Origin of the sequence: Flavobacterium coralii, assembly GCF_019891545.1 — a bacterium.
GTDB classification, from domain to species: domain Bacteria; phylum Bacteroidota; class Bacteroidia; order Flavobacteriales; family Flavobacteriaceae; genus Flavobacterium; species Flavobacterium coralii.
Map to the genome: position 1 here is coordinate 145,774 of NZ_JAHDIU010000007.1, position 21,292 is coordinate 167,065.

The 21,292-nt window shown below is 42.3% G+C and carries 24 protein-coding genes; 15 read left to right on the top strand and 9 right to left on the bottom strand.

Annotation, left to right across the window (positions count from 1 at the left end; translation table 11 throughout):
- Position 1: 1 nt before the first annotated feature.
- Complete coding sequence (locus KJK34_RS11530) at positions 2 to 1,612, bottom strand: S8 family peptidase (RefSeq protein WP_223054039.1); 1,611 nt, start codon at positions 1,610 to 1,612, stop codon at positions 2 to 4.
- Positions 1,613 to 1,689: 77 nt separating this feature from the next.
- Positions 1,690 to 2,550 (bottom strand): MBL fold metallo-hydrolase, encoded by an 861-nt coding sequence (locus tag KJK34_RS11535; RefSeq protein WP_223054040.1) that lies wholly within the window; start codon positions 2,548 to 2,550, stop codon positions 1,690 to 1,692.
- A 176-nt stretch (positions 2,551 to 2,726) separates the two neighbouring features.
- On the opposite strand from KJK34_RS11535, the gene KJK34_RS11540 reads away from it, so the two are divergent.
- From KJK34_RS11540 to KJK34_RS11570, 7 genes are all read left to right on the top strand, one after another.
- Positions 2,727 to 3,056, top strand: a complete 330-nt coding sequence (locus KJK34_RS11540) for a HesB/IscA family protein (RefSeq protein ID WP_223054041.1) — start codon at positions 2,727 to 2,729, stop codon at positions 3,054 to 3,056.
- A gap of 91 nt (positions 3,057 to 3,147) precedes the next feature.
- Positions 3,148 to 4,596 (top strand): Fe-S cluster assembly protein SufB, encoded by a 1,449-nt coding sequence (sufB, locus tag KJK34_RS11545; RefSeq protein ID WP_223054042.1) that lies wholly within the window; start codon positions 3,148 to 3,150, stop codon positions 4,594 to 4,596.
- 33 nt (positions 4,597 to 4,629) lie between these two features.
- Positions 4,630 to 5,121, top strand: coding sequence for a DUF695 domain-containing protein (locus KJK34_RS11550; RefSeq protein WP_223054043.1), 492 nt, complete (start codon positions 4,630 to 4,632; stop codon positions 5,119 to 5,121).
- 13 nt (positions 5,122 to 5,134) lie between these two features.
- A complete protein-coding gene (sufC, locus tag KJK34_RS11555) occupies positions 5,135 to 5,881 on the top strand; it encodes a Fe-S cluster assembly ATPase SufC (protein WP_223054044.1) in 747 nt (248 codons plus the stop codon).
- Positions 5,882 to 6,000: 119 nt separating this feature from the next.
- Positions 6,001 to 6,294: a four helix bundle protein gene (locus KJK34_RS11560; protein ID WP_317196882.1), complete on the top strand. Its 294-nt coding sequence runs from the start codon at positions 6,001 to 6,003 to the stop codon at positions 6,292 to 6,294.
- Positions 6,295 to 6,334: 40 nt separating this feature from the next.
- Positions 6,335 to 7,651: a Fe-S cluster assembly protein SufD gene (gene sufD / locus KJK34_RS11565; protein ID WP_223054045.1), complete on the top strand. Its 1,317-nt coding sequence runs from the start codon at positions 6,335 to 6,337 to the stop codon at positions 7,649 to 7,651.
- Positions 7,652 to 7,844: 193 nt separating this feature from the next.
- Complete coding sequence (locus KJK34_RS11570) at positions 7,845 to 8,039, top strand: hypothetical protein (RefSeq protein ID WP_223054046.1); 195 nt, start codon at positions 7,845 to 7,847, stop codon at positions 8,037 to 8,039.
- A 129-nt stretch (positions 8,040 to 8,168) separates the two neighbouring features.
- Here KJK34_RS11570 and KJK34_RS11575 read toward each other — a convergent pair whose 3' ends face one another.
- Both KJK34_RS11575 and KJK34_RS11580 read right to left on the bottom strand, forming a co-directional pair.
- Complete coding sequence (locus KJK34_RS11575) at positions 8,169 to 8,657, bottom strand: hypothetical protein (protein ID WP_223054047.1); 489 nt, start codon at positions 8,655 to 8,657, stop codon at positions 8,169 to 8,171.
- A gap of 54 nt (positions 8,658 to 8,711) precedes the next feature.
- Positions 8,712 to 9,332 carry a hypothetical protein gene (locus KJK34_RS11580; protein WP_223054048.1) on the bottom strand — a complete coding sequence of 207 codons (621 nt, stop codon included), beginning with the start codon at positions 9,330 to 9,332 and terminating at the stop codon, positions 8,712 to 8,714.
- Positions 9,333 to 9,498: 166 nt separating this feature from the next.
- Between KJK34_RS11580 and KJK34_RS11585 the strand changes: the two genes are divergently transcribed.
- Positions 9,499 to 11,649 carry a TonB-dependent receptor plug domain-containing protein gene (locus KJK34_RS11585; protein ID WP_223054049.1) on the top strand — a complete coding sequence of 717 codons (2,151 nt, stop codon included), beginning with the start codon at positions 9,499 to 9,501 and terminating at the stop codon, positions 11,647 to 11,649.
- Between the two features lie 12 nt (positions 11,650 to 11,661).
- Positions 11,662 to 12,735 carry an HmuY family protein gene (locus tag KJK34_RS11590; protein WP_223054050.1) on the top strand — a complete coding sequence of 358 codons (1,074 nt, stop codon included), beginning with the start codon at positions 11,662 to 11,664 and terminating at the stop codon, positions 12,733 to 12,735.
- A 116-nt stretch (positions 12,736 to 12,851) separates the two neighbouring features.
- Here the strand turns inward: KJK34_RS11590 and KJK34_RS11595 are convergent, their stop codons facing one another.
- Genes KJK34_RS11595 through KJK34_RS11610 form a run of 4 tightly spaced genes read right to left on the bottom strand, consistent with a single transcriptional unit; the run spans position 12,852 to position 16,606 of the window.
- Positions 12,852 to 13,889 (bottom strand): hemin-degrading factor, encoded by a 1,038-nt coding sequence (locus tag KJK34_RS11595; protein WP_223054051.1) that lies wholly within the window; start codon positions 13,887 to 13,889, stop codon positions 12,852 to 12,854.
- A gap of 17 nt (positions 13,890 to 13,906) precedes the next feature.
- On the bottom strand, positions 13,907 to 14,683 hold the full coding sequence (locus tag KJK34_RS11600) for a heme ABC transporter ATP-binding protein (protein WP_223054052.1): 777 nt from the start codon (positions 14,681 to 14,683) through the stop codon (positions 13,907 to 13,909).
- A 5-nt stretch (positions 14,684 to 14,688) separates the two neighbouring features.
- Positions 14,689 to 15,726 (bottom strand): FecCD family ABC transporter permease, encoded by a 1,038-nt coding sequence (locus KJK34_RS11605; RefSeq protein WP_223054061.1) that lies wholly within the window; start codon positions 15,724 to 15,726, stop codon positions 14,689 to 14,691.
- Positions 15,716 to 16,606, bottom strand: a complete 891-nt coding sequence (locus KJK34_RS11610) for an ABC transporter substrate-binding protein (RefSeq protein ID WP_236937640.1) — start codon at positions 16,604 to 16,606, stop codon at positions 15,716 to 15,718. The genes KJK34_RS11605 and KJK34_RS11610 overlap by 11 nt, the downstream gene beginning before the upstream one ends.
- 197 nt (positions 16,607 to 16,803) lie before the next feature.
- Here KJK34_RS11610 and KJK34_RS11615 point away from each other — a divergent pair, with 197 nt between their 5' ends.
- From KJK34_RS11615 to KJK34_RS11640, 6 genes are read left to right on the top strand one after another with little or no spacing between them, the layout of a single operon-like run.
- Complete coding sequence (locus tag KJK34_RS11615; RefSeq protein ID WP_223054053.1) at positions 16,804 to 18,018, top strand: aminotransferase class V-fold PLP-dependent enzyme; 1,215 nt, start codon at positions 16,804 to 16,806, stop codon at positions 18,016 to 18,018.
- 20 nt (positions 18,019 to 18,038) lie between these two features.
- Positions 18,039 to 18,488, top strand: a complete 450-nt coding sequence (locus KJK34_RS11620) for a hypothetical protein (RefSeq protein ID WP_223054054.1) — start codon at positions 18,039 to 18,041, stop codon at positions 18,486 to 18,488.
- 7 nt (positions 18,489 to 18,495) lie between these two features.
- Positions 18,496 to 18,915 (top strand): SufE family protein, encoded by a 420-nt coding sequence (locus KJK34_RS11625; protein WP_223054055.1) that lies wholly within the window; start codon positions 18,496 to 18,498, stop codon positions 18,913 to 18,915.
- Positions 18,916 to 18,920: 5 nt separating this feature from the next.
- The gene (locus KJK34_RS11630) at positions 18,921 to 19,244 is read left to right on the top strand and encodes an SUF system Fe-S cluster assembly protein (RefSeq protein ID WP_223054056.1); all 324 of its coding nucleotides are present in this window, start codon (positions 18,921 to 18,923) and stop codon (positions 19,242 to 19,244) included.
- Between the two features lie 16 nt (positions 19,245 to 19,260).
- A complete protein-coding gene (locus KJK34_RS11635) occupies positions 19,261 to 19,770 on the top strand; it encodes a DUF2480 family protein (protein ID WP_223054057.1) in 510 nt (169 codons plus the stop codon).
- A 56-nt stretch (positions 19,771 to 19,826) separates the two neighbouring features.
- On the top strand, positions 19,827 to 20,714 hold the full coding sequence (locus tag KJK34_RS11640) for a DUF3078 domain-containing protein (RefSeq protein ID WP_223054058.1): 888 nt from the start codon (positions 19,827 to 19,829) through the stop codon (positions 20,712 to 20,714).
- 77 nt (positions 20,715 to 20,791) lie between these two features.
- Here KJK34_RS11640 and KJK34_RS11645 read toward each other — a convergent pair.
- A partial coding sequence (locus tag KJK34_RS11645; RefSeq protein WP_223054059.1) for an OmpA family protein occupies positions 20,792 to 21,292 on the bottom strand: 501 nt, incomplete at its 5' end.

Below are 21,292 nucleotides of genomic sequence, written 5' to 3' on the forward strand. Positions count from 1 at the left end.
CTTAAGATCTCGACATTTTATCGGCAAGGATAATTGCGTTATAAGCATTTACAACTTTACCGGTCATAGATACATCGCTGAATGCCCTCATATTCTTTTCGTCGCCACCTGCGGCTACATCTATTTGCATAGGTACTCCTGACTGCATGATAACCTGCTTAACCTGTGCGGCTGTAAGTTTAGGGTAGTACGCACGTATTAGTGCTGCAACCCCCGCTGCGTTAGGTGAAGCCATAGATGTACCCTGAAGGTATTCATAATTATTGTTTGGAGTAGTCGCATAAATGCGTACACCTGGGCTAAACACATCTACATCGGTTTTACCGTAGTTAGAGAAGTTAGCTATCAACCCTTCGTCAAGGCTGTAGTTAAGCGCCCCAACCGAAAGGAAGTTATCAGCAATTTCTGCACCACCGTTCATGTTATCATTAGGGTAACGCTCTACACCGCCGCCTTCATTAAGGTCGGTTCCTTCGTTACCTGCCGCACAAACAATAAGTACATCTTTGCTTGCTGCATATTTTATGGCATCATAAACCCAGTCGCTGTGGGTAGAGAAGTATTTACCAAAACTACCGTTTATAACTTTAGCGCCGTTATCTACCGCATAGCGTATTGCCATGGCAACATCTTTATCATACTCGTCTCCATCGGGCACTGCGCGTACCGGCATAATAACCGCTACATTGCTGGCTACACCGTCTCCGCCGATGCCGTTACCCCTTAGCTGTGCAATAATACCTGCTACGTGGGTACCGTGTTTTGCGCCTTCTTTCTCAGGGCCTATAACGTTCCCGTTGCCATATCCTTTCGCATTCCAGTTGTTCTCGTCATCCTTAAGGATGTCCTTACGGGCGTTATACTTAAGGTTAAGGTGGTAATTCAGCACATTGTCATAATGCTCCTGGCCGCCTTTAATATCTTCTATAAGCTCATCACGTGATACCTGGCTAAGTATCCTGGCAAAATTCCCTTTAACAGCGTTAATGGTAGGGTCTGATGACTGCATGTTCTTTAAATCTTCAGCAGTATAAGTGTCTTTGCCTAACGCATCGCGTATGGCCTTATCCGCTTTCAGGATAAAATCCATTTGCTGTTTGCCGGCCATAGCATCGGCATATTCTTTATCATATTCGGCTTTTGCCCTTTTGTAAAGGTCAGAACCGTCGTCGCCCCTTTTCAGGATACGTACAAACTCCATATTTTCATGGTTGATGTCACCTAAAAAGTTCCATCCGTGAACATCGTCCACATAACCGTTGTTATCGTCGTCTTTACCGTTTCCGGCAATCTCGTCGCTATTTGTCCATATCTGTCCCTGCAGGTCCGGGTGCTCAATATCCACACCGCTGTCTATAACACCAACAATAACCTTATCTGCTTTTCTTCCTTCAAGCAGCTTAAGGGCACGGTCTGTACTCATGCCGGGTATAGTATCGTTTATAATATCAAGGTGGCTCCAGCGTTGCTCTTCATTTTCGCTAAGGTCAGCTTTTTTAGCTGTTATTGTTGCAGGCGCAGTAATAGGCTCTGCTGTTATCTTTTTAGAGGCTCCGCAGCTTGCAAGGAATAATGCCAGCGCTGCCGAGAGATAAATTGATTTAAACTTCATATTATACTTAATTTACATTTCTTTACAGAATTGGTCTAAAATAGGATGGATTTGTTACAAACTTTATAAAATTAACATTATGTTAGTATATCGTCCCACCTTAAAACATCTTTTAGACGGACTCCTTTTTCGGTGTGCTGCACCGTTATAATTTCGTTGTGCGCATCGTGGCCCAGCACCAGGTAATACTCATTATCTGCGGCTGCGTCCATAAACTTTTCCTTTTCATCAAGGGTGAGCAGCGGCCTGGTATCATAACCCATTACATAAGGCAGGGGTATGTGCCCGGCTGTTGGCAGCAGGTCGGCCATATACACAAATGTTTTGCCCATATATTGTATATGCGGAATCATTTGCTTTTCTGTATGCCCATCGGCAAATAATATACCAAAGCCTAATTCGCTATTATCCTTAAAGTCGCCTTCAGGACGAGTAATAAACTTTAACTGCCCGCTTTCCTGCATCGGCATAATATTTTCTGAAAGGAAAGAAGCTTTTTCCCGCGCATTGGGTTTAACAGCCCATTGCCAGTGGTTTTCATTCGTCCAGAAGTGCGCGTTTTTGAAGGCAGGCTCATAACCGGTGTGGTCTTTGTTCCATTGTATGGCGCCGCCCACATGGTCAAAATGCAGGTGCGTTAAAAAAACATCGGTAATATCATCGCGGTGAAAACCGTATTTGGCAAGTGATTTATCTATACTGTGGTCGCCCCACATGGCGTAGTAGCCAAAAAATTTTTCGCTTTGCTTGTTACCCATCCCTGTGTCAATAAGAATGAGCCTGTTGCCGTCTTCAATCAACAGGCAGCGTGCCGCCATATCTATCTGGTTGTTTTCATCTGCAGGGTTGGTGCGGTTCCAGATTGTTTTGGGAACCACGCCAAACATAGCGCCGCCATCCAGCTTAAAGTTGCCGCTTTCTATCGGGTATAATTTCATTGTGTTTGTTTGAATGTTTAAGTTGCAGCAAGGTACGGATTTTGCTGTTATTTATGCAACAAAACTCATGATATAGGCTTTACTTATACCATAATCAGATAAAAAGAGTAGCTTTTATTGCAATGTGTAAAATTGTGGGTATCTTTGCAGTAATTTAGATTAAATATATACAGACAATGATAAAAGTTTCTGATACAGCAAGGAAAAAAATTGTCAGCCTTATGGAGGATGACGGTTTTGATGCCGCTACCGATTATGTTAGGGTAGGGGTAAAAAGCGGAGGATGTTCAGGCTTGTCGTATGATTTGAAATTTGACAAAGCCCTGGGCGAAAACGATAAATTATTTGAGGATAATAACATTAAAGTAGCTGTAGATAAAAAGAGTTTCTTATATCTGGCAGGCACTATTTTAGAGTACAGCGGAGGCCTCAACGGCAAAGGGTTCGTGTTTAACAACCCTAACGCTCAGCGCACCTGCGGCTGCGGGGAGAGTTTTTCGTTATAAAAGCCCCTAACCTCTAAAAGAGGAACAAAGGGCTTCTAAAAATTTTAAATTAACTAACTAATTCCCCCTTTGGGGGTTAGGGGGCTAAGATATGAGCAAATACACAGAAGAAGAATTAAAAGTCGAGCTGGAGAACAAGGAGTATGCATACGGCTTTTATACCGATATAGAAAGCGACACGTTTCCCGTTGGATTAAACGAAGACGTTATACGTGCGCTTTCGATGAAGAAGGAGGAGCCGGAATGGATGACTGAATGGCGCCTTGAGGCGTTTCGTGCATGGGAGCAGATGGCAGAGCCGGAGTGGGCTAATGTACATTATGAAAAGCCGGATTTCCAGGCAATATCCTACTACTCGGCACCTAAAAAGAAGCCTAAATATGAAAGCCTTGATGAGGTTGACCCTGAATTGCTTGATACCTTTAAAAAACTTGGCATTTCTATCGATGAGCAAAAAGTACTTGCCGGTGTGGCGGTAGATATCGTAATGGACTCTGTTTCGGTAGCTACAACTTTTAAAAAGACACTGGCAGAGAAAGGTATTATTTTCTGCTCTATTTCCGAAGCTATAAAAGAGCATCCGGAACTGGTAAAGAAATATTTAGGTACAGTAGTACCGCAAAAGGATAATTTTTATGCAGCGTTGAACTCAGCGGTTTTTAGCGACGGGTCGTTCTGCTATATACCAAAGGGCGTTCGTTGCCCGATGGAATTGAGCACCTACTTCCGTATTAATCAGGCAGGCACAGGCCAGTTTGAGCGTACGCTTGTTATTGCCGACGAGGGCAGCTATGTGAGCTACCTTGAGGGCTGTACTGCACCAAGCCGCGACGAGAACCAGCTGCACGCTGCGGTTGTTGAGCTCATAGCACTTGACGATGCCGAGATAAAATACAGCACAGTACAAAACTGGTTTCCCGGTAATAAAGAGGGCAAGGGCGGTGTATATAACTTTGTGACCAAACGCGGGCTTTGCGAAAAGAACGCCAAAATATCGTGGACACAGGTAGAAACCGGTTCTGCAGTAACATGGAAATACCCGAGTTGTGTGCTGAAAGGGGATAACTCGGTAGGGGAGTTTTACTCTATTGCCGTAACCAACAATTACCAGCAGGCCGATACAGGTACTAAGATGATTCACTTAGGTAAGAATACGAAGAGTACCATTATTTCTAAGGGTATATCAGCCGGTAAATCGCAAAATAGCTACCGCGGACTGGTACAGATAGGCAGCCGCGCAGAAAATGCCCGTAACTTCAGCCAGTGCGATTCGCTGCTGATGGGCAACAACTGTGGCGCGCATACCTTCCCATACATCGAATCTAAAAATACAACAGCCAAAATAGAACACGAGGCAACAACCAGTAAAATTGGCGAAGATCAGGTATTCTACTGCAACCAGCGTGGCATACCTACCGAAAAAGCAATCGCGCTTATTGTAAACGGCTTCAGCAAAGAGGTACTGAATAAGCTACCGATGGAGTTTGCTGTTGAGGCACAAAAGCTACTGGAAATAAGCCTTGAGGGTAGTGTGGGGTAATTTGAAATGTAATAAGCGTATATCTCAATGAACATGGGATTTTTATCAAATTTGTTTGGTATCAAACGACATAATAAGATAGCATCAGAAGACTTATATCCTGAAGATAACTTTACGGTTGTTAATGGGATGACAGGTGATAAACCAATTATCGGATCTTTTAATATATCGTATCAGAATTTCAAGAAAAAGGCTGAATATACTTGGTGTCTAAATATAACAATCTATCTTGAACTTGAAAATCTAAATGAAAATGGGTTGCCTGAATTTGAAGAAAGCAGTATTGCTTATGAATTAGAAGATTATTTGCTTTCTGAAATTAAAAAGTTAACCAAAGCACATTTTATTGGTCATCTATTTAACGATACATGTCTTGATCTATATGTTTATATAAACGAACCCAAAAAAGTTCATGACTATCTGCAAACCCAAATTAACAAAGAGGGTTTGACTCGCGGTTTTGGATACGAGATTAAAGAAGATAATGCTTGGAACACAGTCAAAAGTTTTTTAAATACAAAATAGTAAACAAACAATAATGCTGACTATTAAAAACCTACACGCAAGTGTTGAAGATAAAGAGATACTAAAAGGTATTAACCTTGAGGTTAAAGCAGGTGAAGTACATGCTATTATGGGGCCAAACGGTTCGGGTAAAAGTACGCTTTCATCGGTTATTGCAGGTAAAGAGGATTATGAAGTTACCGATGGTGAGATCATTCTTGAAGGTGAAGACATTGGCGAACTGGCTCCGGAAGAAAGGGCACACAAAGGTGTTTTCCTTTCATTCCAGTATCCGGTAGAAATTCCGGGTGTATCGGTAACCAACTTCATGAAAACTGCTATTAACGAAACGCGTAAAGCTAAAGGTGAAGAGGAGATGCCTGCTAACGAAATGCTGAAGCTGATACGTGAAAAGAGTGAGCTTTTGGAAATCGACCGTAAGTTCCTTTCACGCTCGCTGAACGAAGGCTTTTCCGGTGGAGAGAAAAAACGTAATGAGATTTTCCAGATGGCAATGCTGGAGCCGAAACTGGCAATACTGGATGAAACCGATTCAGGGCTTGATATCGATGCGCTTCGCATCGTTGCAAATGGTGTAAACAAGCTACGCAGCAAAGACAATGCGGTTATCGTAATTACCCACTATCAAAGGCTGCTGGATTATATCGTGCCTGACTTTGTACACGTACTGTATAACGGTAAAATAGTTAAGTCGGGCGGTAAAGAGTTAGCTTACGAGCTTGAGGAAAAAGGCTACGACTGGATTAAAGCGGAAAATTAAGACAGTATAAAAGCCGCAGGTCATAAAGTCATAAAGTTGTAGCATGGGTAAATTTGGTTCATTTGAAGAAATAGTTTCATGGCAAAAAGCCCCGGGAGCTTAATAAACAGATTTACCTGATTACTGAAGCTGACAGTTTTAAAAAAGATTTTGACCTTGCAAGGCAGATAAGAAGATGTTCTGTTTCAATATCGTCTAATATAGCCGAAGGCTATGAGAGGAAAACGGATAAAGAATTCGTTCATTTTTTATATATAGCAAAGGGCTCCGCCGCCGAAGTCAGGTCGCAACTGTATTTAGCACTCGACCTTAATTATATCAGTAATGAGTTATTTAGTAAAATGATTACCGATATTACAGAGATTTCAAAATTGCTGAGCGGCCTTATAAAATATCTAAGTAAAGAAAGTTAATAGTCTTTATGACTTTACGACTTTAAACTTTTGACAATTAATGGATTTAAAAGAAAAACTTTTATCGTCTTTTATGGCTTTTGAGGAGCGGGTAGATGTAAATGCAGATTTACACAATATCCGTACGGAAGCTATTAAGAATTTCGAATATAAAGGCTTCCCTACAAAAAAGGATGAGGCCTGGAAATATACATCACTTAACAGCATACTGAAGAACGACTTCAGCGTTTTCCCGAAAGAAGAAAATGCGCTTAACTATGCCGATGTAAAGAAATATTTTTTGCATGAAATAGACACTTATAAAGTGGTGTTTATAGATGGCATCTTCAGTTCGTTTCTTTCGTCTACAACACACGACGGGCTTGATGTATGCCTTATGTCATCGGCCATGACAAAACCCAAGTACAAAGAGGTTATAGATGAGTATTTTAATAAGGCGGCAAACAAAGCTGACAGCCTTACATCGCTAAACACTGCATTTTCATGTGAGGGCGCTTATATAAACATCCCTAAAAATAAGGTTGCCGATAAGCCTGTAGAAATTGTATATCTTTCTACCGGTAACGAAGCTGCGCTTATGGTACAGCCCCGCAACCTTATAATTGTGGGCAGAAATGCGCAGGTGCAGATAATAGAAAGGCACCAGAGCCTTAACAGCAACCCCGTACTAACCAACTCGGTAACCGAAATATTTGTTGACGAAAGGGCAATGGCAGATTATTATAAGATACAGAATGATGTACTTACTGCCAACCTAATTGACAACACTTATATATCGCAAAAGAAAGACAGTATTGCATCTGTACATACGTTTTCTTTTGGTGGTAATATTACGCGCAATAACCTGAATTTTTATCATGAGGGCGAACACGTAGAGAGTACGCTTAAAGGCATTACTATAATTGGCGAGAAACAGCTTGTAGACCACTACACGCTGGTAAACCATGCCCAGCCAAACTGCGTGAGCCACCAAAATTATAAAGGTATTTTTGACGACAATGCAACAGGCGTTTTTAACGGGAAGATTTTTGTAGAGAAAGAAGCCCAGAAAACAGACGCTTTTCAGCAGAATAACAACGTATTGCTAAGCGACAAGGCTACAATTAACGCTAAGCCACAGCTCGAAATTTTTGCCGATGATGTTAAATGTTCGCACGGCTGTACTATTGGTCAGCTTGATGAGAGCGCAATGTTTTACATGCAGTCGCGCGGAATACCTAAAAAAGAGGCTAAGGCGCTTTTAATGTATGCTTTTAGCAACGAAGTAATAGAGAGCATCAAGATACCCGAACTTAAAAACAGGATAACCAAGCTGATTGCTTCTAAGCTTGGTGTAAACATGGGTTTTAACCTATAGACATTTACAGAAGCACAACTATGTTTAAGGGCTGCCTCTACGGGAAATAGAGGCAGTTTTTTTATTTATGGAAGTGTATACAAGTTTATGCAAGAGCAAATAAAAACAGACTACTATAGATTTTTACTATTTAATAAGTTGTTTATCATAAATATTTATTATATTTGTTGTGTTAATTTTTAATTCAAACACAATGGCGAAGTTAGAAAACCTTTCGTTAGGAGATGTCAAATCATCGTTAGATTTTGTTCGCGAGCTAAAAGCGGAGGCGATTGAGGATTCAAAATTAGGCATCAATGATTCTACTATAAAAATGCTTTCGGATTTAGAAGTAAAACTCCGCAAACACTTGTATTACAGAGTTATTAAACTACGGATGTATGATTAAAGATTTAATAATCAAATGCTTATAACTGTCTGAACAGGAACTGCCAGAATTTGACAAGCTGCTGCTAAAGGCTCTGAAAACAATCCAAAAGAAAAATAGCAACGGTGGTGGTACACCGTTACTAAAGCCCTATTCCTCTTTATTGTTCTTCGCAGGAATTACAATTAAACCAAGGCGCTTCTTCAATCGGAATAATAAAGGGATGTCCTTTCGGAGCAATCTCTTTAATGCCGTTTCTGACGCGGCTCTGACTGAAAATCCACATGTAGCACCACCAAGGGGAGGCGTTTGAAGAAACTCCTTCCAATGCATTAACAACTCTCTAAAGTCTTCTAAAGAACATGTTCCTAAAACGTTTTGTACATCGTCGTCCCAATACTCAATGCCTTTAGGCGTTATAAACGCTATTCCTCCTACATCGTTACTTATATCACTACGACTTAACTTAAATTGACCATTAAGAGTCAGATTAACATCTTCTATGATTCCATCGATATCATCTAGATGGTAGTTACTTATAAATGTCATGTCATCATCTGTATCATTACTATATTTTCGAACTCTGCCATCAACAACTTTATTAAAAAACTCTATCCCTCGGTTATCTATTATGCTCATAATTTTATTTAATTTTTATTCTGTTGCAACATTTTAATAATTACATATTTTAAGCTATTCTGTAATCCCTTTGGGTAGAAAATCTGCATTTAAGTAGTAGTCTATATTCGTAAACCTTTTTTGCAAATCGCTAATATTGTTAAGATCATAATCTTCCCAGTCTTGTTCTTCATCAGATGCCATGTAGGTTAAGTTTAGTAAACTCCCTTCTCTATTATACATAGATTCAAAAATCCGTCTATAGCCCCATCCTTCAAGATAATCATAATAATATTTTTCTGTACTCTGTATAATCGGTTGTTTATCGACAATATTTAAATCACGGAGGCATATAATATTACCTAAAGAATCTAATACCGCCTCTGATAAAAGTACTAACTTGTAGTTTTTATCATATTCTTTATCTAATTCAACAGTATAGTTTCCGATGATTTTCCTTTCAATAATAGTTATTGAATCCTTTCCTTGATTTGCATAACTCTCAATGATATCATTTTCGTCTTCATCTTCAGCTATATAATATTGTATATCCTCAACAACCCCGTTATTTATAGATTCTATTTTTTTAGTAAGCCCTGTATTTTCATCAACCTCAACTTTTTCATATACTTCGGGTAAATCGTCTTCATTAAAGGTTATAGTTTTGTCATATATATTCCTGTATATTATTTTCATATGCTTCACTTTAGGCACAAGTTATAGTTTCAAATATAGAAATAATTGAAGGACTTTCAGCTTCTCTATTTTCTTACAGGATTCTTTTATTTAGAATTAATAAAAATAATTTGCATATATAAAACCCTGCTTGTAGATTTGCAATTTAGAATCAATCTAACAAACAATGCAAATCAGTATAAGGGTTTTAGTGCCTGTACTTTTACTATATACAATCCATACAGTTGCCCAGGAAACTGTTGCCGACACTATCCAGCCTGCCCTGCTTAATGAAGTAGTGGTAACGGGGCAGATAGAGCCGCAATCCATAAAGAAATCCGTTTTTAATGTAAGGGTAATCTCAGCCGAAGATATCCGCAGGCAGGCGGGTAACAACCTCGCCGATGTGCTTAATCAATACCTCAATATTATTGTACAGCCGCAAAGCGGAGAAGGGCGTTCTACAGTATCCATGTTCGGGTTAGACGGGCAATACCTTAAAGTATTGGTAGATAACGTTCCGCTGGTAAGCGATACAGGGCTTGGCAACAATATAGACCTTACCCAGATAAATCTTGACGATATAGAGCGCATAGAGATTATAGAGGGCGCTATGGGCGTAACACACGGCGCCAATGCCGTTAGTGGTATAATCAATATCATCACTAAGAAAAGCATCAATAACAAGTGGGAAATATCCGCTACAGTACAGGAAGAAACCGTTGGCGATGAGTATAAGCCCTTTTATGATGAAGGCCGCCACATACAGGCACTACGGATATCACACAATATAAACGATAACTGGTTTATTTCTGCGGGCGCAAACCGCAATAGTTTTGAAGGATATTTAGGCGGTTTTGGTGGGCGTGAGTTTACTAACAATCCAAACAACCCGGCGCAACAGCGCGGCTATAGCTGGCTGCCCAAAGAACAGGTTTTCAGCAACGCTTTGGTGCGCTACCAAAAAGGTAATATCCGCGTTTTTTACCGCTTTGAGCATTTTGATGAGAACATAGATTTTTATAACCCTATCATATTAAGCCAGTTTGTAGAAGGCACAGGCATATTGCGCTATGCTAACGACAGGCGTTATTTTACCGAAAAATTCTACCACCATCTTAATGCCGTGGGCAAGCTGGCGGGGTTAGATTATAATGTTTCGGTTTCACACCAAAAACAACAAAGGGATGTCGAGCAGTTCCGCTATTACATACAAACCGATACCGAAGAGCAGAACGCTACACAGCCGTATCAGGAAACAGAAGTACTGCATTCTACCGGAACGCTTACCAATTTCATTAAAAAAGAAGGTTTTGATTTCCAGGTAGGTTATGAGCTGGTAAATACTTATGGTTACAGTTCTGCCCTTACAGGGAATTTCAACGATGATAACAATGGTGACGTTAACCTGAATAAAAGGTTGGAAAACTATGATGTTTTCACCGCCGCAGAAGCGCCTGTAACCGAAAGGTTTTCCATACGCCCCGGCTTCAGGTATTCGTTCCAGTCAAAATTTGATGACCAGTGGGCGGCTTCTATGGGGTTGCGTTACCTGCTTAATAAAGGATATGAGGCAAGGCTCAGCTATGGCAGGTCATACCGCACACCCAATTATGAAGAGTTATACACTTATTTTGTTGACAGCAACCACAACCTGCAGGGCAACCCGGAGCTTGACCCTGAAAGCGGGCACAGTATAGAGGCAAGCCTTAAAAAGCAAACTTTTACAAAAGACCTCCAGCTAAGTAACAGCATTACAGCAGGCTTTATATCGGTATCCGACAGGATAGAACTTGCTGTAGTGGCAACCTTTCCGCAGTTCCAGTACCGCTACATCAATATCGACAGCTACAAAATGTGGAACCTTGCCACCACACACCAATTGCGGTATAAAGACATCGATGCTAAAGTGGGTGTTTCGGTTACGGGCATATCAAGGGCTATTAATACCGGGCTAACAGTATCAGACGATAAATACCTCACCACTTACCAGTTTAACACCAGTATTGGCTATACCATACCAAAATGGGATACACAACTGTCATTTTACTATAAGCACAACGGCAGGCAGCAGCAATATGTACAGGACAGCTCATTAAGCAATCCGCAGTTCATATTAAACGAAATAGAAGCCTTCGGGCTTATGGATGCCTCGGTACGCAAATCGTTCTTTAAACGCTCTTTAGATGTTACACTGGGCGCCAGGAACCTGCTGGATGTAGTAAACATACAAAGCAGCCAGGCAGCGGGTGGCACACACAGCGCGGGCACTACCAATATACTTATGGGCTACGGTCGCTCTTATTTCCTTAAGCTAACATACAATATCAATATATAATCACAAGTAACCATGAAAAAAATACTTTTATTTTCACTTGCAATGCTCGCGCTGGTGTCTTGCAGCGAAGACGGCAGCAACAGCAATATAGCCCCTATAGAAACGCCTTCTGCAGGAACTGTCTTCGGTACGGCTCAACATCCTTTAAATATTGGTGGCCCCAACCAGCAAAACCAGGTGTATGTTGACCTTAGCGGAGAAGGAGCAGTTTCTGTAGCGCGCGATAGCTGGGATTTGGGCTTTTACAGCGGTAATGACTTCCGTGTGGTATTAAACGGTTCGCTGATGATGGCTGCAAAACAGCTTGAAACAACCGATATTACCCTGCCACAGGAAGAAAACCCTGCTGTTGCCGTTGGTACTTTTCAGCAGGAAAACCTGCAGTATGTAGATAACCCTGACGGAACCCTTAGCGGTACTGCCTTCAGGACTATCGCTGCAAGCGAGGCAGAAGCTAAGGTATATCTTATCAACCTGGGCCATGCCGTGCCAACTGCCACCCCTGCCGTTGGCTCTGTAAATACTGCCGGCGACCCGCGCGGATGGAAGAAAGTTAAAGTATGGAGGGATGGCGATGGCTATAAATTACAATATGCCAATCTTGAAAGCGCATCATTTCAGGAAATTGCAATAGCCAAATCACCGGGCTATAACCACACCTTTTTCAGCTTTACTACAGGCATTGTTATCGCTGAGCCGGAGAAAGACAAGTGGGATATGAACTTTACCACGTTTACCAATGAGGTATTTGATAATTCGGGTGTATCAGCAGGTGCTTATTTCTATTCTGATTTTATTGTGATAAACAGTAAGGCGGGTGTTACAGGCTTTATGGTAGAGGGCGATAGTGCTGCATATGAATCTTTCACGGCTGCATCTGTACAGGCGGGTAATTACCAGTTTAGCAGTGACCAAAGGGTAATTGGCGCTAACTGGCGTAATGTTATACCCGTACAGCTATATGATAATGTTTTCTTTGTGCTGAAAGACGGCGCAGGCAATATGTATAAAATTAAGTTTATTTCGATGCTTAACAGTAACGGAGAAAGGGGATTCCCTGTTTTCCAGTACCAGTTGCTTCAGTAGTTATATAAATAAGTTAGTTTTTGTTTTAGTTAGCCCGGCCCGTGTGCCGGGTTTTTTTATACATAAAAAAACCGCTCTGGGGAGGAGCGGCTTCATCAGGATATATAACCTAATAATTATAAAGAAGCAACTAAATCTCTCCATTCCTGTAATTCAGGAATGCCCGGCTTTCTTTTGCCAAAGAACTGAACGATAATCTCGCCCATTTCGTTAAACACCTCTATAGCCGTAACCATACCGTCTTCGGTAGGTTTGCGCACTACCCATGTCTGGGCAATCTTGCTCATGTCAAGGTGCAGGTTAAAGTCAGGGTCCATTACGTTAAACCACTGGTTGTGCCACATGGTTTTGCGCACGGTGCCGGTATGTATCTGTATATTGCCGCGATTGCCAACAAATACCATTATAGGCAGTTTTTGTGCAGCAGCGCCTTCCAGCATCTTTACTATGACATCTTTTTCAATCTGTACCGCATAGTCCCCTTCAGGGGCAAGGCGGAGCGCCTGTGTGCGTGTAACGCCATACTTTTTAAGCATCCCGAAAAATGCATGTGTGTCGTTAAGATTGCGCCACGATTCGCGGAAACCTTCTACATCAATATCGGCATCCGGCTTTTCCTCAAGGTTCAGCGGCACATCTGTTACGGTTTCATCCGTACTCTGGTTATCCGACTTATATTTGGCAACAAGTTCCTCAAAGGTGTCCTCGTTGCTGTCTTTTGTCAGGTAGATTTTATGGATGGCAAGTCCGTCCTTACCAAAAAACTGGAGGCTTTTCCTGTCGCCGTGCTCACTTTTCTCGGCTACTGCAAAGACTTTATCCCAATGCGAGATAAAAATACGCAGGTCGATATCCTCGCCTACAAAAAGCCCTGCAAACGGGCTGCTGAAGTCAGGGTTAAGGTATACGCCCTTGCGTTCGTGCACACATTCTTCATTGCGGGTAAGTGCCATAACCTTACCAAGCTTTTCAACTTCTGTAAGTATATCGGCAAATTGGGGGCGAAGGCGGGTCACGGTGTCGCCAACCTGTGTGGCAACAAGTTCGGCTTCGCTAACGCCAAGCTGCTCGGCGGCATTGCGTATGCGAAGGTGCGGGTTTTCGGCTTTAAGCGTTTCCCACTGTGCTTTAAGTGTATTTGTTATAGTATCCATGTGCTTTGGGTATTGTATTACGTTCCGAATATTATTAATGGGTTTTTATTAACCGGGTTAGGGCATATAGTGCAGGGAAAGTTATATACCCCGCTTATTATTTCTTTCGTAAAAACCTTATCGGGCACATCATGGCTCACAATCCTGCCTTTTTTCATCAGCAGCACGCGGTCGGCAAACTGCGCAGCAAGGTTAAGGTCGTGCAGTACCATTACGGCAGTATTGCCGCGGCCTGTAAAGTTTTTTATAGTGTGCAGTATGCGATGCTGGTGTAACACATCAAGGTTATTGAGCGGTTCATCTAAAAATACCAGCTTGTGCGCCACATCATTATCAAGCTGCGCCAGTACCCTTGCCAGGTGAACACGCTGTTTTTCGCCACCGGAAAGGGTGTTATAGTCGCGTGCGGCAAGCGTGGTAACATCGGTTTCCTGCATGGCCTTAGCAACGGCATCGTGGTCGGCTTTGTGGGGCGAAGCATTAAAATAAGGGTAACGGCCCATCATTACCACATCTTTAACCGATAATGGTATGTCCTGGCTGTTGCTTTGCGAAAATTTAGCCTTGTGGTGCGGCAGCTCTTTTTCGTCCCAGTCTTCAAAAGTTTTCTTTTTAAAGAAAATAGGCTCTTCGTTTTTGCCCATTTCATTGGCAAGCATGCTTAGAAGGGTAGATTTGCCTGCACCGTTGGGCCCCACAATAACAAGAAGTTCGCCATAGCCTACCGAAACATCTATGTTTTGCAGGATGGCAAACTTGCGCTGTGAATATGATATTTTATACGCTTCGAGCATAACTCTTACTGCATTGATTTCCTGTTCTTGACTAAAATGGCAATAAAAATGGGCGCGCCCATAAAAGCGGTAAGTATGCCTATCGGCACTTCTGACGGCGCGGCTATGGTGCGGCTCACAGTGTCGGCAGCCAGCAGCAGCACGCTGCCCAGTATGGCCGACATCGGTAATATTATATGGTAATTTGATTTAAATATCAGCCTGAGGATATAAGGCACTATAAGCCCAACAAAGCCTATTGTACCGGCAAAAGCTACCGATGTGCCAACCATGAGCGCTGTAAACAGCACAATCTGTTTTTTAATGCGTTCTACAGGTATGCCCAGGTGCTGTGCATCGCGTTCGCCAAGCATCATGGCATTTAATGCCTTGCCTTTGTTTATTAAAAAAGCATACGATACGACTACTATAACGGTAAGTATGGCATTTTTTGTCCATGTGGCGCCGCCCAAGCTGCCCAAGTTCCAAAAGGTAAGGTCTCGCAGTTGCTCTTCTTTACTGATGTAAATAAGAAAACCTGTAACTGCAAAGCCAAGCGCTGTTATGGCAACACCCGAAAGCAGCATGATTATCACATTGGTTTTGCCGTTGCTGGTAGATATGCGATAAACCGTAACCATTGTGAACAATGCGCCTAAAAATGCCATAAAGCTTAACAGCGAAAAATGGAAAACCTCCGGGATGTATGGCCTTATAGAAGCGCCCAGCACAATAGCAAGCGCGGCAAATAATGATGCCCCGCTGGTTATCCCGATAAGGTCGGGTGTGGCAAGAGGGTTTTTAAACATGCCCTGCAGGCACGTTCCCGATACTGCCAGTGCACTGCCTATCAGTATAGCCATGCTTATGCGCGGCAGGCGTAAATCCATCATTACAAAACGGTCGCTTTCTGATAATGTGCTGTCATTGGTAACAAGCCCTTTCAGCACTTCGGCAACCGAATATTTTTCAAAAACATACACACCCATATACAGCGACAGTACCGCTAAAAAAAGTAGTAGTACCGCGCTGGCAAGCATGTATATCGAAAGTTTATTTTGCATTTTCCTGAAACTTGCCGTTAAGCGTTGCGGCAGCTTCGCCCAAACGTAGCCCGAACCCAGAAAGCAGAGCACCATCCATAGCAATGATTTTCTTGTTTTTACCGGCGTTCGTTTTTTCTATACCCTGAATTTTAAGCACACCCTGTTCTCCGCCAAGGCTTTGTATGCCCGAGTCGAACATTAGTATAACATCCGGATTGGCCTGTATAAGGGCTTCAGGGGTTAATGGCTTGTAATCTTCAAAATCGGTAACGGCATTTTTACCGCCTGCAAGTTCTACTACTTTATCAACCGGCGTGTTCTTGCCGCCTACCATAAGTGTACCTGCACCACGCGCATAAATAAACAATACTTTTGGCTGTATTTTAAGCTGCTCAACACCTTTCAGGTCGGCATCAATCTTATCCTGCAGTTTTTGTGCCCCTTCGCTTTGCAATACGGTTGCTACCTGCCCAATCAGCATTTTAGTGCCTTCGGCAGTATAGTCCCTGTCAAAAACACGCACATCAACTTTAGCCAGTTTTATCTTTTCGGTAAGTTCCGGGCTAAGGTCTTCGTTGGTGGCTAAAATAAGTTCCGGCTTTTCTGCCATTAGCGCTTCTATAGATATACTCCTTACATGCCCCAGGTCTTTCGCCGAATCTTTAATGCCTTCAGGGTAGGTACTGGTAACATCAACAGCCACTATCTGGTCCTGGTGTCCTAATGCACTTATAATTTCAGTAAGCGCACCGTTTAGGGAGATAATCCTCCTTTTTTCAACTTTTGCAACAGTGTCGGTAGCCGTTGTGTTTTCTTCAGGAGCCTGTTGCTCTTTTTTACAAGAAGTAGTTGCCAGTATAAGCAAGGCAACAGCCATAAATTTTGCTATATGCTTCATTGGTAAATGAATATTGTTTTTATTGAATCTAAATAACGGCAAATCTATAGCTTTTTATTTAGAATGAAAAAAAATAAGGCATTAAATTGTCATGTTGGGATATTCTTAAAACCATCTTTAAAAATCTGTTTTTAAAAAAACAAGCCGTAACTTTGCAGTTGCTTTTAAAAGCATAATATTATAAATCAGCAATTAAGATGTTCGATATAAATAAAGTCAGGGAAGACTTCCCCATACTTAACCAAAAAGTAAACGGCAAGCCGCTTGTTTATTTTGATAATGCCGCTACTTCGCAAAAGCCGCAGGTGGTTATAGATGCTATTTCCGATTATTACAGCAGTATAAATGCCAATATCCATCGTGGAGTACACGCGCTGAGCCAGCTTGCCACAGATGCTTATGAAGTTTCAAGGCTGAAAATACAAAAGCACATCAACGCAAAGCACAGCCACGAAGTGCTGTTCACCACAGGTACAACATCGGGTATAAACCTTGTAGCCTCGGGGTTTTCTAAATTCGTGAAAGAAGGCGATAAGGTAATGGTAAGCGCTATGGAGCACCACAGCAACATTGTGCCGTGGCAAATGCTGTGTGAAAGGGCAGGGGCTACACTTTTGGTTATACCCATGAATGACAAAGGTGAACTAATACTGGAAGAATATGAGAGGCTGCTGGACGAACAGGTTAAAATTGTAGCGGTAAACCATATATCCAATTCACTGGGCACTATTAACCCGATTAAGTTTATTATAGATAAGGCTCATGCTGTTGGTGCTGCTGTTTTGATTGACGGCGCTCAGGCTGCCCCGCACCTGCAGCCGGATATGCAGGCACTTGACTGTGATTTTTATACCTTCTCGGGACATAAGGCTTGTGGGCCAACCGGCAGCGGTGTGCTGTACGGAAAGGAGAAATGGCTCAACAAACTGCCCCCTTACCAGGGTGGTGGCGAAATGATTAAGGAAGTACGCTTTGAAAAAAGCACCTATGCCGAACTGCCCCATAAGTTTGAAGCAGGAACCCCAAATATAGAGGGCGGTATAGTACTGGGTACCGCAATAGATTACCTGAACCAGGTGGGGCTGCATAATATAATGGCGTATGAGCAGGAACTGCTTAGCTATGGCACACAAAAGCTACAGGAAATAGAAGGGCTGAAAATTATAGGTACAGCCGAAAATAAAACGTCTGTAATTTCTTTTAATATTGATGGCATACACCCGTATGATATCGGCGCTATTGTAGATAAAATGGGTATAGCCGTGCGCACCGGGCATCATTGCACACAGCCCGTTATGGAGTTTTTCAACGTGCCGGGCACGGTAAGGGCTTCCTTCTCGTTTTACAATACCAAAGAAGAAATAGATGCTTTGGCTGCTGCGGTAGTTAAGGCTAAAAATATGCTTGGCTAAATTTTTGCTACTTTAGTACTATGAAAAAGATATTCCCATTAGTTACTGTTTTAGTGTTAGTATTGGTGTCGTGTGCAGCTAAGCATAAGGCAAATAATAAGGCTGAACTGGTTAGCGTAGCTTATAAAGCAATGACACGCGGTACTCAAAAAGAAATCCTGATTAATGATAAAAACTATACAGATATTACTATGAGGAGGGGAGAGCAAGTAGAAGGTAAAGGCTCTGTTAGTGCCGCGCAATGGAAGGCAATCGTAGCAGAAACATCTAAACTGGATTACAGCAGGCTTAACAGTATGAATGTGCCAAGTGCAAAACATCAGTTTGATGGCGCACTTGCCGCAAACCTTATCATAACAACTGCCGACAGCACGTACCAGAGTGTTACTTTTGACCACGGTAACCCGCCGGCTGAACTGAAACCGCTTCTTGAATCAATGGCCGCGGTTACGGGAGGTTTAAACAATTAATTACAGCATGACTATTAAAGATATACAGGAAGAGATAATAGATGAATTTTCGATGTTTGACGACTGGGACGAGCGTTACCAGTATGTTATAGACCTCGGGAAGACATTGCCACTTGCCGAAGAGCAGTATAAAACCGACGAGAACATCATTAAAGGCTGCCAGAGCCGCGTTTGGCTTCACGCTGAGGAAAAGGGCGGCAAAGTTTTTTTTACCGCTGACAGCGATGCTATTTTAACGAAGGGCATCATAGCAATATTAATCCGTGTATTCTCCGGGCAGGAGCCTAAAGACATACTGGAGGCCGATACCGAATTTATAGATGAGATCGGTTTAAAAGAACACCTTTCGCCTACAAGGGCAAACGGGCTTGTTTCGATGGTAAAACAGATAAAAATGTATGCGCTTGCATTCAGCGCCAAAAATTAATACTTATGGAACCGCAAATAGATACTGCACAGCTTGGGGAAGAAATTGTAAAGGTGCTTAAAACCATCTACGACCCCGAAATTCCGGTTGATATATATGAGCTTGGGCTTATTTATGATGTTATGGTAAGCACCGATAACGAAGTCAAGATACTCATGACACTTACATCACCTAACTGCCCGGTTGCCGAGAGCCTGCCGGCTGAGGTGGAGGAGAAGATATCCAAAATAGAACATGTAAAATCTACGGAAGTGGAAATCACTTTCGACCCGCCGTGGACGCGCGACCTTATGAGTGAAGAGGCCAAGCTGGAGCTTGGTATGTTGTAAAATGTATTAGCTTGTTATGGAAGAACAGGAAATAATTAACCGTGTTGCCAATAGTGTATTGCAGGTTTTCGACCTTGAGGATTACTATCCCGAAGTTGAACGTGTATCGCTTGATATTTCACAATGGCTTTTAGAAGGTTTTGTACTCCGCGAGAAAGATTTTCGGGAATCGCTTAAAAATTACAACTGGCAACAGTATCAGGGCAGCTATGTAGCCCTGCATTGCAGTACCGATGCAATTGTGCCTGCATGGGCCTATATGCTGGTTACAGTTTACCTGCAGCCCTATGCCAAAGCAATTGTGCAGGGCAATATAAACGATATCAATATACAATTGTACCGCGATATCCTCTCAAAGCTTGATTATACAAAATATTCTGGGAAACCTGTAATTGTAAAAGGATGTTCACGCAAACCCGTGCCTCAGGAGGCTTATGTAATGGCAGTACAGCACTTAATGCCGGTTGCCAAAAGCCTTATGTTTGGCGAAGCCTGCTCATCGGTACCCTTATACAAGAAGAAGTAATTTTTTAACTTATTCAAATTTTCAAATGGCTATATTTGTTTTAAACTCGTATAGCAATGAAAAATAAATTACTTTTTTTATGCTGCGCTTTCAGCGTTCTTACTGCAAGCGCACAGGATAAAGACAGCCCGCAGGCTGATAATGACACTATTGGCCCCTGGACAAAGAAAGGAAATGCCTCTTTCCTTTTTAACCAAAGTACATTTGATAACTGGCTGCCCGGCGGCGAAAATAACATTTCAGGAAGCCTGGGTATTAATTACGACATCAATTACAAGAAGGAGGACTGGACATGGGATAATAAACTGATAGCATCTTACGGTATCGTTAAAACCCGCAACAGCGCTTTCGCCAAGAAAACCGACGACAGGCTCGAAATAAATTCAGTACTGGGTAAGCAGGCTACAGAGCGCTGGTACTATTCTGCTTTCCTCAACTTTAAAACACAGTTTACCAAAGGCTATCAATACTCCACTAATGAAGATGGTGCTGAAATAAGGGATGAATATACTAACTTTCTTTCTCCCGGTTACTTATTGGTAGGCCCGGGTATGCTGTATAAGCGTGACGATAATTTTAAATTTAACCTTTCTCCCGCTACTTCTAAGTTTACTTTCGTAGATGCCAAATATACACTTCCTGACGCTGCCTATTTTGGTGTTAATGAAGGTGAGACTTTGCGGTACGAACTCGGTTTTAACGCATCAGCGTACTGGAAGCTGGATGTAATTGCCAATGTTACTTTCGAGAACATACTTAACCTTTACAGCAATTACCTTGAAGACCCGCAAAATGTGGATATCGATTACCAGTTAAACATTGTGATGAAGATTAACCGTTACCTTACTACTAACTTATCATTCCAGACGGTTTATGATGATAATGCTTTTAAAGGCTTCCAGATTAGGCAGGTATTTGGCGTTGCCGCCAATTATGGCTTTTAATTTTAATAATAACTGATAAAGCAAAACCCCCACAGCACGCTGTGGGGGTTTTCTTATTTATTGATGGGTGGGTTTGTTTATTGTTTTACGATCATGAACTCACTCCTCCTGTTCTGCGCATGCTGCTCTTCAGTACAGTTCGGGGCACATTCCACCTTCGGCTGGCTCTCTCCGAAACCTTCACCCGATATCCTGGCCTTGTCAATACCTTTCGAGATCACATACTGCACCGTAGCCTTAGCCCTCCTGCTGGAAAGCGCCTGGTTGTAACGGTCGCTGCCGCGGTTATCGGTATGCGCCTTTACCATGATGGTCAGCTCAGGGTTCTTCTTCATCGCCTCCACAAGGTTATCCAGCTCAAAGGCCGCCTCTTTGGTGATGTTGCTCTTATCGAACTCAAAGTAGATGTCCTTCGCCTCAAAGACAGGATACTTTATCCTCACCTCCACAGGGTTCAGGTCAGCCGATACATTTACCTGGCCGCCTTTGGTCTTGGCAATCGGGAAGCTGTTGTTCTCATAGCCGTCAGCCGCTGCCTGTATGGTATAGGCCCTGTCACAGTCAATGTTGTAGGTTAC

Excerpts from the sequence above, each read along its gene's own strand:
- KJK34_RS11590 (WP_223054050.1), top strand. The coding sequence starts at position 11,662 with ATGAAAAAAATACTTTTATTTTCACTTGCAATGCTCGCGCTGGTGTCT.
- KJK34_RS11540 (WP_223054041.1), top strand. The coding sequence starts at position 2,727 with ATGATAAAAGTTTCTGATACAGCAAGGAAAAAAATTGTCAGCCTTATG.
- KJK34_RS11630 (WP_223054056.1), top strand. The coding sequence starts at position 18,921 with ATGGAACCGCAAATAGATACTGCACAGCTTGGGGAAGAAATTGTAAAG.
- sufD (WP_223054045.1), top strand. The coding sequence starts at position 6,335 with ATGGATTTAAAAGAAAAACTTTTATCGTCTTTTATGGCTTTTGAGGAG.
- KJK34_RS11620 (WP_223054054.1), top strand. The coding sequence starts at position 18,039 with ATGAAAAAGATATTCCCATTAGTTACTGTTTTAGTGTTAGTATTGGTG.
- KJK34_RS11640 (WP_223054058.1), top strand. The coding sequence starts at position 19,827 with ATGAAAAATAAATTACTTTTTTTATGCTGCGCTTTCAGCGTTCTTACT.
- KJK34_RS11625 (WP_223054055.1), top strand. The coding sequence starts at position 18,496 with ATGACTATTAAAGATATACAGGAAGAGATAATAGATGAATTTTCGATG.
- KJK34_RS11600 (WP_223054052.1), bottom strand. The coding sequence starts at position 14,683 with ATGCTCGAAGCGTATAAAATATCATATTCACAGCGCAAGTTTGCCATC.
- KJK34_RS11570 (WP_223054046.1), top strand. The coding sequence starts at position 7,845 with ATGGCGAAGTTAGAAAACCTTTCGTTAGGAGATGTCAAATCATCGTTA.
- KJK34_RS11595 (WP_223054051.1), bottom strand. The coding sequence starts at position 13,889 with ATGGATACTATAACAAATACACTTAAAGCACAGTGGGAAACGCTTAAA.
- KJK34_RS11610 (WP_236937640.1), bottom strand. The coding sequence starts at position 16,606 with ATGAAGCATATAGCAAAATTTATGGCTGTTGCCTTGCTTATACTGGCA.
- sufC (WP_223054044.1), top strand. The coding sequence starts at position 5,135 with ATGCTGACTATTAAAAACCTACACGCAAGTGTTGAAGATAAAGAGATA.
- KJK34_RS11585 (WP_223054049.1), top strand. The coding sequence starts at position 9,499 with ATGCAAATCAGTATAAGGGTTTTAGTGCCTGTACTTTTACTATATACA.
- KJK34_RS11530 (WP_223054039.1), bottom strand. The coding sequence starts at position 1,612 with ATGAAGTTTAAATCAATTTATCTCTCGGCAGCGCTGGCATTATTCCTT.
- sufB (WP_223054042.1), top strand. The coding sequence starts at position 3,148 with ATGAGCAAATACACAGAAGAAGAATTAAAAGTCGAGCTGGAGAACAAG.
- KJK34_RS11550 (WP_223054043.1), top strand. The coding sequence starts at position 4,630 with ATGGGATTTTTATCAAATTTGTTTGGTATCAAACGACATAATAAGATA.
- KJK34_RS11535 (WP_223054040.1), bottom strand. The coding sequence starts at position 2,550 with ATGAAATTATACCCGATAGAAAGCGGCAACTTTAAGCTGGATGGCGGC.
- KJK34_RS11605 (WP_223054061.1), bottom strand. The coding sequence starts at position 15,726 with ATGCAAAATAAACTTTCGATATACATGCTTGCCAGCGCGGTACTACTA.
- KJK34_RS11580 (WP_223054048.1), bottom strand. The coding sequence starts at position 9,332 with ATGAAAATAATATACAGGAATATATATGACAAAACTATAACCTTTAAT.
- KJK34_RS11615 (WP_223054053.1), top strand. The coding sequence starts at position 16,804 with ATGTTCGATATAAATAAAGTCAGGGAAGACTTCCCCATACTTAACCAA.
- KJK34_RS11635 (WP_223054057.1), top strand. The coding sequence starts at position 19,261 with ATGGAAGAACAGGAAATAATTAACCGTGTTGCCAATAGTGTATTGCAG.
- KJK34_RS11575 (WP_223054047.1), bottom strand. The coding sequence starts at position 8,657 with ATGAGCATAATAGATAACCGAGGGATAGAGTTTTTTAATAAAGTTGTT.